This is a genomic window from Citrobacter sp. RHBSTW-00859 (genome assembly GCF_013729795.1).
GTDB lineage: Bacteria > Pseudomonadota > Gammaproteobacteria > Enterobacterales > Enterobacteriaceae > Citrobacter > Citrobacter braakii.
Genome location: NZ_CP056284.1, coordinates 3,327,565 through 3,343,651 on the forward strand (window position 1 = coordinate 3,327,565; position 16,087 = coordinate 3,343,651).

Genomic DNA, 16,087 nt, shown 5'->3' on the forward strand with positions numbered 1-16,087 from the left:
TTTAGCGATCAGCCGCCAATGTAAGATAAGTTTTGCGTAATACCGGTATTGTTCTGATGCAGGAAATGAGTCTGCTTTTTCTCCAGCAGCGCGGCTGAAATGCGTTCTTCCAGCGCCGACTGCTGAGCGTCATCTTCCAGCAAATCACGCAGGCTTACGCCGCCTTCACCAAATAAACACAGATGCAGCTTGCCGACAGAGGAAACGCGCAGACGGTTGCAGGTGGCGCAGAAGTCTTTCTCATAAGGCATGATCAGACCAATTTCACCAGCATAGTCAGGATGACAGAAAACCTGAGCCGGGCCGTCGCTGCGCTGTCGGATCTGGTGGATCCAGCCGCGACGCAGCAGCTCATCGCGCAGGACCTGGCCTGAGATATGGTGTTTACGGAAGAGAGAGCTGCCCTCACCCGTTTCCATCAGTTCAATAAAGCGTAGTTGGATAGGACGGGGCTGAACCCACGCCAGGAAGGTGTCCAGTTGATGATGGTTTACATCGCGCATCAGCACGGTATTGACTTTCACTTTTTCAAAACCCGCATCAAAAGCGGCGTCAATGCCTGCCATCACCTGCTGAAATTTGTCCTGCCCGGTAATGGCGTGAAACTGACGGGCATCGAGGCTGTCGACGCTGACGTTAAGTGCGGTCAGTCCGGCATCGCGCCAGGCAGCAGCATCACGCGCCAGACGATAACCATTAGTGGTCACCGCAATCTGACGGATGGCGTGGTTTTCGCGCACGGCGGCGATAATGTCGGTAAAGTCGCGACGCAATGAAGGTTCGCCCCCTGTTAGACGCACTTTTTCCGTTCCCAGACTGGCGAACGCGCGCGTGACGCGGCGAATTTCATCAACGGTCAAAAAGCCGTTATTGGTGACACCGCCGGGCTTATAGCCATCCGGCAGACAGTAGGTGCAACGAAAGTTACACACATCGGTAATCGACAAACGTAAGTAGTAAAACTTACGTGCGAAAGCATCGGTAAGTTGAGAGCCCATGTACACCTTTCCAAATACGGGAGACGTAGTCATTTCTTCCTACGCCCTGGTGACAAACTTATTCAAGTATTGTCACGGCCAAAGCACCGTATCATTTGACCCAGGTGCAGAGGCTAGAGTGTTTATTCTCGTCATACTTCAAATTGCAGAAGCGTGGGCTTTGTTCGTTCACCCCAGTCACGTACTTATGTCCGCTTACGGGGGATTTTCTCCCTCACTGCCTTCCTGCAACTCAAATTATTCAGAGTACATTGTGGTTATGCCGATACTAGCGTGTAAATGACGCTTTTGCCATGTACACTTTCGTTGTATAAACACATACATAGCGACATGATCGTGCAATTTCGCTACAGAATAAGCAAAAACCACAGTTTTGCATTGATATACATCATCTTGCCGGCAGGTGCATCTCGTCAGAAAGGAGTAGATCGCAGAAAAAAATTACGCCAGATTCCGCCTGGATAATTGCTGAAAACACACTATTTACGTTACTGTAGCGCCGATCAATTGATATCAGGAAAATATATGCGCACTCGCACGCTGGCAGATCTGGACCGCGTTGTCGCTCTCGGCGGAGGGCATGGACTGGGACGCGTTCTCTCCTCTCTTTCCCCTTTAGGTTCACGCCTGACGGGGATCGTCACCACGACCGATAACGGCGGGTCGACAGGTCGTATTCGTCGCTCTGAAGGAGGAATTGCCTGGGGAGACATGCGTAACTGTCTGAACCAGTTAATTACTCAACCCAGCGTTGCATCCGCCATGTTTGAGTATCGTTTTGGCGGTAATGGTGAGCTTTCCGGGCATAACCTCGGAAATCTGATGTTAAAGGCGCTCGATCACCTCAGTGTGCGGCCTCTGGAAGCCATCAATTTAATTCGTAGTCTGCTGAAAGTTGACGCGCATTTAATTCCGATGTCGGAGCTGCCGGTGGATCTGATGGCTATCGACGATCAGGGACATGAAGTCTATGGCGAAGTGAATATCGATCAGCTCACCATCCCGCCTCAGGAACTGATGCTGTCGCCAAAAGTCCCCACCACGCGGGAGGCAGTTGAAGCTATCGCCGAAGCGGATTTGATTTTGATCGGACCCGGCAGTTTTTACACCAGCTTGATGCCGCTCCTGCTGCTCGACGAATTGGCGCAGGCATTACGTCGCACACCTGCCCCGATGGTCTACATCGGCAATCTGGGTCGTGAATTAAGCCTGCCAGCAGCCAGCCTGACGCTTAACGATAAGCTGGCAATCATTGAACAGTACGTTGGCAGGAAAGTAATTGATGCGGTGGTTGTAGGCCCGAAAGTGGATGTATCCACCGTTACCGACCGCGTTGTTATTCAGGAAGTGCTGGAAGCCAGCGACATTCCCTACCGCCATGACCGCCAGCTATTGCATTACGCGCTGGAGAAAGCGGTACAGGCGCTGGGGTAATCCCAAGTGCGTGATTAGCATACAATCCTCATCGTAATGAGGATTGTACTTGTAGCTTACTGCATTAACCTCTCAGCACAGGTACATGCTCGGCGGATATTGGCTCTTCGTATCTTGTGCCAAAATTAGACCACCGGGCAAGAATGGCAAAGAATACGGCCATAACCAGGCAACTTAAATTGAACAAAACCCAGGGTGCATAATCCAGCGTCGCCACCCCCAGCGTTTTCGCCATGAACATACCAGATATTGTCCAAGGGAAAAGCCCTTCAAGTAGCGTGGCTCCAGACTCCATTGATCGGGACATATTAACTATATGCAATTTTTTGTTTTTAAAACAAGGATCATAAATATTCTTCACCAGAAAGAAACTGATGACTGCATTGCCAGTGCAGGCAACTAATAAAGAACTTGTGAACATTGTCGCCAACAAAGTACTGGTCACCGTTTTTAATTTCTGAACCAGTCGCCCAAGCAGTACATTAAGGCCGCCAGAAACATCAAGTGCCGAAGCGAACATAAATGCACAAAGCATAACCACAATTGGGCTAACCATTGAATACATACCGCCACGATTAAGCAATATATTAATATTTTTAGTCGTAGATTCATTCATCGCGACATCTGAAAAATTGCTGATCATATTGGTATTAAAGCCATTAATCGATGCTTGAACGAGGTCCATCATGGTAAACGGCTGAAAAATTGCGCATATTGCCAGAGCAAAAAAAGAAGATGCGATCAAGACAGTAATGGTATCCCATTTTTTTATCGCACCAATAAAGACCAGCAATGTCGGTAATATTAATAAAGGGTTAAGCCAGAATAATGAGTTTAGCGTTTTTTTCATGACCGGGATAGTATCTAGTTGGATTGAATTTACCACATTTAAATCTAACCCCGCGATATAAAACCCCAGGCAGGCAAACAAAAAAGCAGGAACCGATGTATACAACATATTTCTAATACTTTGATAAAGCTCAGCCCCCGCAGCTAACGCGGCCATGTTTGTGGTATCTGATAAAGGAGATAATTTATCACCAAAGTAGGCACCGGAGATAACGGCTCCAGCAGTAATCGGCAATGACACATTCATCGCCGCAGCAACGGCAACCAACGCCACACCAATTGTTCCTGCGGAACCCCATGAAGTGCCTGTAAATGTCGAGATGCAAACCGTCACTAAAAAAGCTGTAAGATATAAGTAAGCTGGGTTGATAATTTCCAGGCCATAATAGACCATTAACGGAATGGTACCACTAACCATCCAGCATCCAATCAACATACCGATCGACAGTAAAATTAACATCGCAGGGACGGCATCTTTTATTTTTTCTATAAAAGTCTGGAGAATTTCCTTCCAGCCCGCGCCATAGTATCTGGCAAAAAAACCTGTAATAATCGTAATAACAATTAAGATAAATTCAACTGGGTAATTTAAAACCCCAATACCTATAAAGAAAACCAGGAAAATAGCCACTAATAACATCAATGCTGCATAAAAGCTCGGTTGCTTATTTGTGCTTACCATGTTATTTTCCCGCTATTAATATGTTTTTATAGAATCAAACGCATTCTCTAAGTCCGCGATTAACATCTCTGGAGATTCTTGTCCAATTGAAATCCTAATTAAACCAGGCGCCATCCCATCTTTGCATATTACATCCTGGTTATAACCGCGATTTGGAGAAATAATCAGGCTTTCATATCCCCCCCAACTGCATCCCGGTTTGAAAATTCTACAACTATCAATAATGGCTTTAACTTTTTCAAAACTGCCATCTTTAAGTTCAAAACTAATGAGGCCAGAAGTACCAAACATTTGTTGTGAAACAATTTCACGTTGTTTTGCATCAGCCATAAGAGGATGACAGATATTCTCAACCTCTGCTCTGCTATTGAGAAAAGTAAGAATTGCATAGGTATTATTCTGATGTTGTCTCATGCGCAGCGGCAACGTTCGTAAACCGCGAATCACTAGCCATGCACTATCCGGGGCCAGCACTGCGCCAAGAAGCTGATGTGAAAAATCACGAATAATATCAAGATAGACTTTTGCGCCTACCACAGCACCCGCCGTTAAATCACTGTGACCGCCGATATATTTAGTACAAGAGTGGAGCACTAAATCGAAACCAAGAGTCAATGGCTTTTGGAAGAGTGGCGTAGCCCATGTATTATCAATGGCAGTAATAATATTATTCTCTTTCGCCAACCCTGCTATCATCTGCAGATCCACAACTCGCATGGTCATTGTTCCTGGGGATTCCGTGTATATCATGCGAGTATTCGGCTTTATTTTCTGCCGAATATCCTCAACATCGCCACTGAGAACAATGTCATAGTCAATACCAAAGCGTTGTTGCATTTGCTTCACCAGCACAACTGTTGGTCCATAAACATTATTCACCAGAATAATATGGTCGCCACTTTTCAGCAGGCCAAACAATGTTGCGCTTATCGCACCCATGCCCGATCCAAAAACTTTGCAGGCCGCTCCACGCTCCAACGCTGCCAGTTTATGTTCTAACAGTTCCGTTGTTGGGTTAAGCCCCCGGGAATAGATGTAACGTTCAGCTTCGTGTTGCATATCATCACAGTATTGCTGATAGCTCTGCTGCACAAACAGACTGGTTTTTACTAACGGAGGGCTGACTGCACCATAATTTTTCTGGTGTTGTTCACCAACTCCAGAACATATCATGGCGTCCTGAACGGCATAATCATTCTCAGCGTAATTGCATATTATCTCTTTCATAACTTTCCTTTATATTTTCGTCAGGGAAATTTCTATAACAGGACAATTATAAAAAAAGGAACAATGACAGCCTTTTTCTTGCTGCCAAAATGCTGAAAGAATCGTCAGAAATGTAAAGAATAAAACGATGAGGTTCACAAAGCTGAAAAACAAAAATCAATTCAGCAAAAAATAAATTAGAGTGAGCGCATTAATTTTAAGAATAATAAATGGCAATAGAAAAACGAATAATATAATTATAAATGATAATACATTCTGTATTTTTCCAATCGCCATGGCATTTACGCGATGGCGAATTGGAAAGTGGAAACAATCTTACGATGCCGCGATAAACAACTCGCGCAGCTGATGCAACTGGTCGCGGATTGTCGCAGCCTCTTCAAATTCAAGATTCTGCGCATGCTGCATCATCTGCCCTTCCAGCTCATGAATCTTCTGCTGCAGCGCTTTTGGCGTCATATCCAGTTCGACAATTTCAGACTTCGCGCCTGCGCGTGACTTCCCTTTGCCTTTCGCCTTAGTCTTCGCAATATTCTGACCCAGCGCCAGAATATCGACCACTTTCTTGTTCAGCCCCTGCGGCGTAATACCGTGTTCTTCGTTGTAGAGCTGCTGTTTCTCACGACGGCGTTCAGTTTCACCTATCGCCTTAGCCATTGAGGCGGTAATTTTGTCGCCGTAGAGAATAGCCTTCCCGTTGATATTACGCGCCGCACGACCGATGGTCTGAATAAGCGAACGTTCAGAACGCAGGAACCCTTCTTTGTCTGCGTCCAGAATCGCCACCAGTGAGACCTCAGGCATGTCCAGACCCTCACGTAACAGGTTGATACCCACCAGCACGTCAAACTCGCCCAGACGCAGGTCACGAATGATTTCCATACGTTCCACGGTATCGATGTCTGAGTGCAGATAGCGCACCCGCTCACCGTGCTCTTCGAGGTATTCGGTGAGATCCTCTGCCATCCGTTTCGTGAGCGTAGTGACCAGCACACGTTCGTTAATCGCCGCACGGATGCGGATCTCAGACAGCAGATCGTCAACCTGCGTCGCCACCGGGCGTACCTCAATGATAGGATCCAGCAGGCCGGTCGGTCGTACTACCTGATCGACGACGTCATCACCGGATTTCTCCAGTTCATAGTTGCCCGGCGTCGCTGAGACGTAGATGGTCTGCGGGGCCAGCGCTTCAAACTCTTCAAATTTAAGCGGACGGTTATCCAGCGCCGACGGCAGACGGAATCCGTATTCGACCAGAGTCTCTTTACGCGCCCGGTCACCACGATACATACCGCCAATTTGCGGGATAGTGACGTGGGATTCATCCACCACCAGCAGGCCGTCGGCAGGCAGGTAATCAAACAGCGTCGGCGGCGGCTCGCCGGGGCCACGCCCGGACAGATAGCGGGAGTAGTTTTCAATCCCCGAGCAGTAACCCAGCTCATTCATCATTTCCAGATCGAACTGCGTACGCTGACTTAGCCGCTGTTCTTCCAGCAGTTTGTTATTTGCCAGCAGGACCTTACGCCGCTCTGCCAGCTCCACTTTGATTTCTTCCATCGCCTGCACGATACGTTCGCGCGGCGTCACGTAGTGCGTTTTAGGATAGATGGTGTAGCGCGAAATCGTGGATTCAACCTGCCCGGTAAGCGGGTCAAACAGCGATAAACGTTCGACCTCTTCATCAAACAGTTCCACGCGCAGCGCGATATCGTCGGATTCAGCCGGGAAAATGTCGATCACTTCACCACGCACGCGGAAGGTTCCGCGCTGAAATGCCTGATCGTTGCGGGTATATTGCAGTTCCGCCAGGCGGCGCAGGATCGCACGCTGGTCGATAATCATCCCCACCGTCAGATGCAGCATCATTTTCAGATACAGATCCGGATCGCCCAAACCATAGATAGCGGAAACTGACGCGACGACAACGACATCCCGACGTTCCAGCAGCGCTTTGGTCGCCGACAGACGCATTTGCTCAATATGTTCGTTAACCGAGGCATCCTTCTCGATGAAGGTGTCAGAACTTGGTACGTAGGCTTCCGGTTGATAATAGTCGTAGTAGGAGACGAAATACTCCACCGCGTTATCCGGGAAGAACTCTTTCATCTCACCGTACAACTGCGCGGCCAGCGTCTTATTGGGAGCCAGCACCATGGTAGGCCGCTGCAAGTCCGCAATTACGTTAGCGATGGTGAATGTCTTCCCCGAGCCCGTCACCCCCAGCAGCGTCTGATGCGCCAGACCATCCTCCAGCCCTTCTTCCAGACGGCGAATAGCCTCAGGCTGATCGCCAGAGGGTTTAAAAGCGGAATTTAGTTTGAACGGTTTACTCATGAGCAGCTACCTGAAGCAATGGGCGGGCAGGTGTGTAATTTTACTCGCAGTCGTATATTTTGCCAGTAAAATATACTGGATGAAAAAACAGTAACGCACCAGAATATTTCTGATACGCCATCAGAATGACCGTGACCGCAGGCTAAAATTTGGCCTCAGACAAGATAAAACACCAGCAAAAACGTGTTATCCCCAAAGCAATGACTTTTTTAACATTTGTCAAGCCGCCCGATGAAAGTTTTGTGGCAACGCATGACACTTCTGCGACAGCCATTGATTTTATCTAACATTCTGTAATTTAATGACTATTATCCCGAGCCGTCTTTCGCATCAATTTAGTCGCAGGCCGCGTCTTCTCTCGCTTACATTGTGTTTTCTAACTCTAATACACAAGGTTATCCACAGGAATAGTGGATAACTGCCTCCAGCCCGTATGGACTGTAGCCTGGCAAAAACGCCCTCACTCCCTTTTCCGGAGGGATAAAAAAAATTTATCGCTATTTTTTGATATTTATCAGCTAACGAAGCGGCCTGGAATGGCCGGGATCTTGCTCGCATTTTCATCATTTTCTTGCCTGCACCATTACGACACCGCCAGGCACTGGCAATGTGCACAAAACAACGCCAGCCCTCCGGCCAGCCAGACGTTACCGCCTGCGCGGCACACTCTCCTGCTGTTTTTTGACCCCAATCCCTCTTCTGGCAAGAGAATTGCAATTTTCTTCCGACGACCTGTACGTAGGGCGGATAGCATCATGCTGGAGGAATCTATGTTGAGTCTTCGCGCAGTGAATCATTATTACGGTAATCAACACTCCCTATGGGATGTGGATCTCGACCTGCTGCCCGGTAAATGTACCGGTGTGTTGGGGCTTCCAGGGATGGGAAAGACTACGCTGACCAATTGCATTATCGGCAATTTACCGATCGAAAGCGGCACCATGTTCTGGCATCAGGCTGGCGCACCACCGCGCGACCTGAGTCCCATTCCGGCGGCAAATCGCATCGCGCTGGGCATTAACTACGTTTCACAAGAGAGACGGATTTTTTCGCAATTGACGGTAGAGGAAAATCTGCATATTGCGCGCCAGGCGGTTGAGGAAAGCGAAACGATGAACAGCAGTGATATTTACCGCCTGTTTCCACAGTTGTTCGTACTGCGTCAGGCCAAAGGGGCGGCATTATCGGAAGATGATCAGCACCAGCTTGCGCTCGCCAGCGCGCTGGTCACACGCCCGCGCCTGCTGATCCTCGATGAGCCCACGCGGGGAAGTGGCCAGGCATATATCCACAAGCTGGGGAACCTGGTTGTAAGATTAAGCCATGAGCTCGGCATCGCCATAATGCTCGCGGAGCAGAGCCTGCCGTTTATTCGTCGGGTCGCTGACTGCTACTGCCTGTTACACCGTGGGCGCAACGTGGCTCAGGGGCAAATCACACAGCTCAGCAACCCGCTAATCAACTATTGGGTGACGCCACAGACAAAACGCTAAGATCGATATAACGTCCTGTTGATGCCCGCTCCGGCTCTTCTGCCAGCCAGGGAATTTCCCCCAGCAGCGGAGCCGCAAGCACACGCCTGAGCGTTGCCATATATTCAGCATGACGCTTGCCAGGTGGCGTCACATCATTGGCGACCCATCCGGCAAGCGTCAGTCCGGCCTGCTGCACCGCCTGGGCGGTCAGCACAGCGTGGTTGATGCAGCCGAGCTTAACGCCAACCACCAGAATAACCGGCAGCTGCTCTGTTTTCACCCAGTCAGCAAAACTCAGCGTTGGCGAAAGCGGCGTAAACCACCCGCCGGCACCTTCCACCAGCACCCAGTCAGCCTGTTGTTCCAGCGCGCGTAAACCCGCAGACATTACAGAGGCCTGAATGGGGCGACCTTCGTCCGCGCTGATGATATGCGGTGAGGTAGGTTCCGCGAAGGTATAGGGGTTGATAGCCGCATAGTCCACCGTCACAACGCTGTTGCGCTGTAATGCCAGGGCATCGCTATTACGCAGACCTTCAACCGTCATTTCACTGCCCGACGCCACTGGCTTATAGCCGACGGTTCGCAATCCCCTCTGCCCCGCCGCCTGCAGCAACGCGCAGCTGGCGATAGTTTTACCCACTTCGGTATCCGTCCCGGTGACAAAAAAAGTGTTAGTCACGTTGAATCACTCCCAAAAATAGATGATAGGTCAGCGGATATTTCCCCTGCTGGCAGGGCCAGGCTAACTGTAGCTGGCGCAGCTGTGAGCGGGTGAGGACGCGCGGCTCGCGGCCATCATGCAAATGCGTCGCGCCAATGCCCTTCAGCGAGCGCATGGCGCTCAGCGCATCGTCAAACCACAGCGTGACGGCATGAGACTGGTATTCAACGTCCCACCCATGCAGGGCGTTTTCCAGTTGCTCCACGGGCAAAAAACGATTGGCGTGCTCCCGCTCATCAACCGCTCGCCACGCCTGACGAAGTTCCGGCATTGACCCCTGCGCCAGGGTACTAAACGCCACCGTCCCGCCAGGACGCACCACCCGGTAAAGCTCACGTAACGCGCCGCGCAGGTCACTGCACCACTGTACGGCCAGATTGCTCCAGGCGAGGTCGAAAGTAGCAGCAGCCTGCGGAATGGCTTCAATATCCGCCAGCAAATAGCGGTGGGCGACATCGTGACGCTGTGCTTCAGTCAGCATTTGCGCCGACAGATCCAGCGCGCAGACCTCGCTCCCCTGCTCCCGCCAGTAACGGCTCATACGCCCGGGTCCGCAGCCCGCATCTAAAACCTGAGAGAATGCCCGACCATCGAGTCGCGCCAGTAACGCATCGGCGCTCTGACGCTGGAGTTCCGCGTGTTGCTCATAGTGAGTAGCCGCGCGGCCAAACGCGGCAGCAATCGCCTGCTTATTGACCTGCGCCATGTAGCACCTCCAGTAAGCGATCGATATCCTGGACTTCATGCGCCTGGGTCAGCGTAAGCCGCAGCCTGGCCGTACCAACCGGCACCGTCGGTGGGCGAATAGCCGTCACCCAGCATCCCTGTTGACGTAATGCCTCCGCCAGCTGCAAGGCTTTATGATTGTCGCCCACGATCAGTGGCTGAATGGCGCTGTCTGACTGCGCCAGCGTTAAGTCCGGCGTATTCACCCCAGCGCGAAAACGCTGGATCAGCATCGCCAGTTTTTCTCTGCGCTCATCGCCTTCGCGGCTGCGGATCACCTCCAGCGCGGCACGCAAGGCCTGGGCCTGGGCCGGAGGCATACTGGTGCTGTAGATCAGATGACGGGCAAACTGCAGCAGATAATCGGCCACGCTGTCTGAGCACAAGATTGCCGCGCCGCTGACGCCAAACCCTTTGCCAAACGTCACCACTAACAGCTCGGGTTTCACCTGCTGTCGGGAGCACGAACCGCGCCCTTCCTCACCGCTGACGCCAATCCCGTGCGCATCATCCACCAGCAACCATGCGCCATGCCGCTCTGCTACCGCGTGAATTTCCGCCAGCGGTGCGCTATCGCCATCCATGCTGAACACACCTTCAGTGACCACGAGTTGTTGCCCCGGACAGGGGGTAGTCAGCAGACGTTCCAGATGTTGCGGAGCGTTATGGGTAAAGCGACGTAGCACGGCAGGGCTAAGGCTGGCAGCCTCCTGCAGTGAGGCATGGCTGAGCCGGTCAGCAACAATCCTGTCCTCTTTGCCCATCAGCGCGGCAATAACCGCCTGATTAGCGGCAAAACCGGAGATAAACAACAGCGCCCGTGAATAGCCGAGCCATTGCGCCAGCTCATCTTCCAGCGCCTGATGAGCAACGGAATAACCGCTGACATGACCCGAGCCGCCGCTGCCGACGCCAAAACGCTCAGCGCCTTGCTGCCACGCGCAGATAATATGCGGATGGTGGCTTAAGCCAAGGTAGTCGTTGCTGGAAAAGTTCAGATACTGGCGACCGTCGGCCTGCAGCCAGCGACCGGCGCCCTGCGTCACCACATAGCGCCGACGCAACGCATCAGCACGACGACGCGCCGTTAACGCATCGACTATTTTTTGCTGCCAGGTCATACGGTTGCCGCGTTGTAGTATTCGTCGGTATCCGGGTTACGCAGCGCCTGCTCCAGGCGTTGCTGCTGTTCGTTATCACCCGCCAGCACCGCCGTTTGCTGCGGATTGAGGCCCAGTTTGCGAAACAGCAGCAAATCCTTATCTTCGTTCGGGTTCGGCGTGGTCAGCAGTTTGCAGCCGTAGAAAATCGAGTTAGCCCCGGCCATAAAGCACATCGCCTGGGTTTGTTCGTTCATTTGCTCGCGTCCGGCTGAAAGACGGACATATGAAGTCGGCATCATGATCCGCGCTACGGCGATAGTACGAATAAAATCAAAGGCATCCACATCGTCGTTATCGGCAAGCGGCGTGCCTTTCACTTTCACCAGCATGTTGATCGGCACGCTTTCTGGCGGCGTTGGCAGATTCGCTAATTGCAGCAACAGACCCGCGCGGTCAGTCACCGTTTCCCCCAGTCCCACAATCCCGCCGGAGCAAACTTTAATGCCCGCCTCACGCACTTTATCCAGCGTATCCAGGCGCTCCTGGTACGACCGGGTTGTGATGATATTGCCGTAGAATTCCGGCGAGGTGTCGAGGTTATGGTTGTAGTAGTCCAGACCCGCATTGGCCAGCCGCTGGGCCTGATTTTCGTTCAGCGTACCCAGCGTCATACACGCTTCCAGCCCCAGTTCTTTTACGCCCTGAACCATCTGTTCCAGGTAAGGCATGTCGCGTTCGTGTGGATTCTTCCACGCCGCGCCCATGCAAAACCGCGTTGAACCGGCCTGTTTCGCTTTACGCGCTGAGTCCAGTACCTGTTCAACCTCCATCAAACGTTCCGTTTCCAGACCGGTTTTATAGCGGGAGCTTTGCGGGCAGTATTTGCAGTCTTCCGGGCAGGCACCGGTCTTAATCGACAGCAGCGTACTGACCTGAACCTGCCGCGGATCAAAGTGCTGACGGTGAATCTGCTGCGCTTCAAACAGCAGATCCAACAGCGGTTTATCAAATAATTCGGTGACTTGCGACATTGTCCAGCGAGAAGAATGAGCCATATTGGTATACGTTTCGTTATGAGTTTGGTGTAGACTCGTAAACCTAAATCTTTTTAATTTGGTTTACAAGTCGATTATGACAACGGACGATCTTGCGTTTGACCAACGCCATATCTGGCACCCTTACACCTCCATGACCTCCCCGTTACCGGTTTATCCGGTGGCGCGTGCCGAAGGTTGCGAACTGATTTTAGCCAGCGGTGAGAGGCTGATAGACGGCATGTCGTCCTGGTGGGCGGCGATCCACGGTTACAATCACCCACAGCTGAACGCCGCGATGAAAACGCAGATTGATGCCATGTCACATGTGATGTTTGGTGGCATTACCCATGCCCCGGCCATTGCGCTGTGCCGCCAGTTGGTGGCGATGACGCCAGAGGCGCTGGAGTGCGTTTTTCTCGCGGATTCAGGTTCGGTCGCCGTAGAAGTAGCAATGAAAATGGCGCTGCAATACTGGCAAGCCAAAGGCGAATCCCGTCAGCGTTTCCTGACATTTCGAAACGGTTATCACGGCGATACCTTCGGCGCGATGTCGGTCTGCGATCCCGACAACTCGATGCACAGTCTGTGGAAGGGTTATCTGCCGGAGAACCTGTTTGCGCCCGCCCCGCAAAGCCGCATGGACGGCGAGTGGGACGAACTGGATATGGTGCCTTTTGCCCGCCTGATGGCCGCGCATCGCCACGAGATTGCGGCGGTGATCCTTGAGCCGATTGTGCAGGGTGCTGGCGGCATGCGCATGTATCATCCCGAATGGTTAAAACGCATCCGTAAGATGTGCGACCGTGAAGGGATCCTGCTGATTGCCGATGAAATCGCCACCGGATTTGGTCGTACAGGCAAGCTTTTTGCCTGTGAACACGCCAACATAACTCCGGACATTTTGTGCCTCGGCAAAGCGTTAACCGGCGGAACGATGACCCTTTCCGCCACCCTGACCACGCGTCAGGTCGCGGAAACCATCAGCAACGGTGAAGCCGGATGCTTCATGCACGGCCCAACCTTTATGGGTAATCCGCTGGCCTGCGCCGTCGCCTCCGCCAGCCTGTCGTTACTCGAAACCGGCGATTGGCGCTCACAGGTAGCGGCTATTGAAGCGCAACTGCGGACAGAACTCGCCCCTGCGGCAGACTCCAGTTGGGTAGCCGACGTGCGCGTACTCGGCGCCATCGGTGTGATCGAAACCACGCATCCGGTGAATATGGCGGCGTTACAGAAGTTCTTTGTTGAACAGGGTGTGTGGGTACGACCGTTTGGCAAACTGATCTATCTGATGCCGCCGTACATTATTCAGCCCAATCAGTTGCGTCGTCTGACCCAGGCCGTAAACGAGGCAGTGCGCAGTGCAACATTTTTTAGCGATTAATCAGCGGTAAGCTCTACGGTTTCTGGCTACACTTTTTGGCTAACGAGAGGAGTCAGCATGAAACTAATCAGTAACGATCTGCGCGATGGCGAAAAGCTTGCGCATCGCCACGTCTTTAACGGCATGGGGTATGACGGGGATAATATTTCCCCGCATCTGGCGTGGGATGACGTGCCAGCAGGGACCAAAAGCTTTGTCGTGACCTGCTACGATCCTGATGCGCCAACCGGCTCCGGCTGGTGGCACTGGGTGGTGGTAAATCTGCCAGCAGATACCCGCGTACTCACGCAAGGCTTCGGCTCCGGGCTGGTTGCGCTGCCGGATGGGGTGATTCAGACCCGTACGGATTTTGGTAAAGCAGGTTATGGCGGTGCTGCGCCGCCGAAGGGGGAAACCCATCGCTATATCTTTACGGTTCACGCGCTGGATGTGGAGCGTATTGATGTCGATGAGGACGCCAGCGGCGCGATGGTTGGCTTTAACGTTCACTTCCACTCGCTCGCCAGCGCCTCGATTACGGCGATGTTCAGTTAAGCTGTGTTGTGCCGGATGTCGGCTTCGCCGCATCCGGCCTACTAAACAAGGCTTCTCTACAGAAATTCAGGCAACAATTTCAACAACGTCCCCTGGGCTAACAGTTCGGTTGCGCACTCAATATCCGGAGCAAAAAAGCGATCCTGCGTATAGTGGGCAACCTGCTCGCGCAGAGCCTGGCGCGCCTGCTCCAGCAGCGGGCTTGAGGTTAACCCTTCACGCAGGTCAATCCCCTGACACGCCGCCAGCCACTCCACGGCAATCACGCCGCGCGTATTCGCCGCCATCTCCCACAACCTGCGGCCCGCTGCCGGCGCCATAGACACATGATCTTCCTGGTTGGCGGAGGTCGGCAAGCTGTCCACGCTGTGCGGATGCGCCAGCGCTTTGTTCTCGCTCGCCAGCGCGGCCGCTGTTACCTGAGCAATCATAAAGCCGGAGTTCACCCCGCCGTTTTTCACCAGGAACGGCGGCAACTGCGACATATGTTTGTCCATCATCAGCGCAATCCGTCGCTCTGATAACGCCCCGATTTCCGCAATCGCCAGCGCCAGATTATCTGCCGCCATCGCCACCGGTTCAGCATGGAAGTTGCCGCCGGAAATGACATCGCCCTCTTCGGCAAACACCAGCGGGTTGTCGGAAACCGCGTTGGCTTCTACCAGCAAGACCTCCATTACCTGACGCATTTGCGTCAGGCACGCCCCCATCACCTGCGGCTGACAGCGCAAAGAATACGGATCCTGCACTTTTTCACAGTTATGATGCGACTGAGAAAGCGCGCTGGTGTCGGTCAACACGTGGCGGTACAGCGTTGCGGCATCAATCTGCCCACGCTGTCCTCGTGCGGCATGAATACGGGCATCAAACGGACGACGAGAGCCCAAAACGGCTTCGGTGGTCAGCGCCCCACATACCGTCGCAGACGCGAACAGCTCCTGGGCTTCAATTAACCCGCGCAGCGCAAAGGCTGTGGAAGCCTGGGTACCGTTGAGCAGCGCCAGCCCTTCTTTCGCCTCCAGCGTAATCGGCTCCAGCCCGGCCTTTTTCAGCGCTTCGGTCGCCGGAAGCCATTCCCCCTGCCAGCGCGCTTCACCTTCGCCCAGCAGCGTCAGAGACATATGCGCCAGCGGTGCCAGGTCGCCCGATGCGCCCACTGACCCTTTCGCCGGGATCAGCGGATACACCTCGGCATTCACCAGCGCAATCAGCGCTTCAATCACGCTGAGACGAATACCCGAAAAACCCCGCGCCAGGCTGTTGATTTTCAGCACCATAATCAGGCGAACCATCGCGTCATCGAGCGCCTCACCAACGCCTGCCGCATGGGAAAGCACCAGCGAACGCTGTAAATTCTGCAAATCTTCCGTGGCGATACGGGTCTGAGCCAGCAGGCCAAAGCCGGTATTAATGCCATACGCCGTACGGCCTTCAGCGACAATATTATTGACGCAGGCGACGCTTGCGTTGATCGCATCAATCGCCCCGGCATCCAGGCTCAGTTTGACCGGCTGCTGCCAGATGTCGCGTAGTTGCGCAAAGCTCAGATGACCCGGCGTTAATGTCATGGTGTTCAT

At 52.7% G+C, this 16,087-nt stretch carries 13 protein-coding genes and 1 riboswitch; of the genes, 4 read left to right on the forward strand and 9 right to left on the reverse strand.

Translation table 11 applies throughout. The features are described from left to right. Positions 1 to 8 precede the first annotated feature (8 nt). Entirely contained in the window at positions 9 to 998 is a 990-nt protein-coding gene (gene moaA, locus HV302_RS16665) for a GTP 3',8-cyclase MoaA (protein ID WP_016152346.1), read from the reverse strand. Continuing rightward, positions 986 to 1,131: riboswitch (molybdenum cofactor riboswitch) on the reverse strand. Its footprint overlaps the gene before it by 13 nt. 392 nt (positions 1,132 to 1,523) lie before the next feature. Here moaA and yvcK point away from each other — a divergent pair. Next, positions 1,524 to 2,432: a uridine diphosphate-N-acetylglucosamine-binding protein YvcK gene (gene yvcK, locus HV302_RS16670; protein ID WP_016152345.1), complete on the forward strand. Its 909-nt coding sequence runs from the start codon at positions 1,524 to 1,526 to the stop codon at positions 2,430 to 2,432. A 64-nt stretch (positions 2,433 to 2,496) separates the two neighbouring features. On the opposite strand, the gene nhaC is transcribed toward yvcK, so the two are convergent. From nhaC to uvrB, 3 genes are all read right to left on the reverse strand, one after another. Further along, positions 2,497 to 3,963: a Na+/H+ antiporter NhaC gene (gene nhaC, locus HV302_RS16675; protein WP_181626304.1), complete on the reverse strand. Its 1,467-nt coding sequence runs from the start codon at positions 3,961 to 3,963 to the stop codon at positions 2,497 to 2,499. A 15-nt stretch (positions 3,964 to 3,978) separates the two neighbouring features. Next, positions 3,979 to 5,190, reverse strand: coding sequence for a trans-sulfuration enzyme family protein (locus HV302_RS16680; protein ID WP_169330266.1), 1,212 nt, complete (start codon positions 5,188 to 5,190; stop codon positions 3,979 to 3,981). A gap of 315 nt (positions 5,191 to 5,505) precedes the next feature. Further along, entirely contained in the window at positions 5,506 to 7,527 is a 2,022-nt protein-coding gene (uvrB, locus tag HV302_RS16685; RefSeq protein ID WP_016152344.1) for an excinuclease ABC subunit UvrB, read from the reverse strand. Between the two features lie 770 nt (positions 7,528 to 8,297). On the opposite strand from uvrB, the gene HV302_RS16690 reads away from it, so the two are divergent. Next, positions 8,298 to 9,020: an ATP-binding cassette domain-containing protein gene (locus HV302_RS16690; RefSeq protein WP_181626305.1), complete on the forward strand. Its 723-nt coding sequence runs from the start codon at positions 8,298 to 8,300 to the stop codon at positions 9,018 to 9,020. On the opposite strand, the gene bioD is transcribed toward HV302_RS16690, so the two are convergent. The 4 genes from bioD to bioB are packed head-to-tail and all read right to left on the reverse strand — an operon-like array spanning position 8,986 to position 12,610. Further along, the gene (bioD, locus tag HV302_RS16695) at positions 8,986 to 9,684 is read right to left on the reverse strand and encodes a dethiobiotin synthase (RefSeq protein ID WP_016152342.1); all 699 of its coding nucleotides are present in this window, start codon (positions 9,682 to 9,684) and stop codon (positions 8,986 to 8,988) included. The two genes, HV302_RS16690 and bioD, sit on opposite strands and share 35 nt — an antisense overlap. Next, positions 9,677 to 10,432: a malonyl-ACP O-methyltransferase BioC gene (gene bioC, locus HV302_RS16700; RefSeq protein ID WP_016156049.1), complete on the reverse strand. Its 756-nt coding sequence runs from the start codon at positions 10,430 to 10,432 to the stop codon at positions 9,677 to 9,679. Before bioC ends, bioD begins: the two co-directional genes overlap by 8 nt. Next, positions 10,416 to 11,573: an 8-amino-7-oxononanoate synthase gene (gene bioF / locus HV302_RS16705; RefSeq protein WP_181626306.1), complete on the reverse strand. Its 1,158-nt coding sequence runs from the start codon at positions 11,571 to 11,573 to the stop codon at positions 10,416 to 10,418. The genes bioC and bioF overlap by 17 nt, the downstream gene beginning before the upstream one ends. Then, on the reverse strand, positions 11,570 to 12,610 hold the full coding sequence (gene bioB, locus HV302_RS16710) for a biotin synthase BioB (RefSeq protein WP_181626307.1): 1,041 nt from the start codon (positions 12,608 to 12,610) through the stop codon (positions 11,570 to 11,572). Before bioB ends, bioF begins: the two co-directional genes overlap by 4 nt. A 76-nt stretch (positions 12,611 to 12,686) precedes the next feature. Here bioB and bioA point away from each other — a divergent pair, with 76 nt between their 5' ends. Together bioA and HV302_RS16720 are read left to right on the forward strand one after the other, a co-directional pair. Beyond that, complete coding sequence (gene bioA / locus HV302_RS16715) at positions 12,687 to 13,976, forward strand: adenosylmethionine--8-amino-7-oxononanoate transaminase (RefSeq protein ID WP_181626308.1); 1,290 nt, start codon at positions 12,687 to 12,689, stop codon at positions 13,974 to 13,976. A 57-nt stretch (positions 13,977 to 14,033) separates the two neighbouring features. Beyond that, the gene (locus HV302_RS16720) at positions 14,034 to 14,510 is read left to right on the forward strand and encodes a kinase inhibitor (protein ID WP_016156043.1); all 477 of its coding nucleotides are present in this window, start codon (positions 14,034 to 14,036) and stop codon (positions 14,508 to 14,510) included. Between the two features lie 56 nt (positions 14,511 to 14,566). Here HV302_RS16720 and hutH read toward each other — a convergent pair whose 3' ends face one another. Then, on the reverse strand, positions 14,567 to 16,087 hold the full coding sequence (hutH, locus tag HV302_RS16725; RefSeq protein ID WP_181626309.1) for a histidine ammonia-lyase: 1,521 nt from the start codon (positions 16,085 to 16,087) through the stop codon (positions 14,567 to 14,569).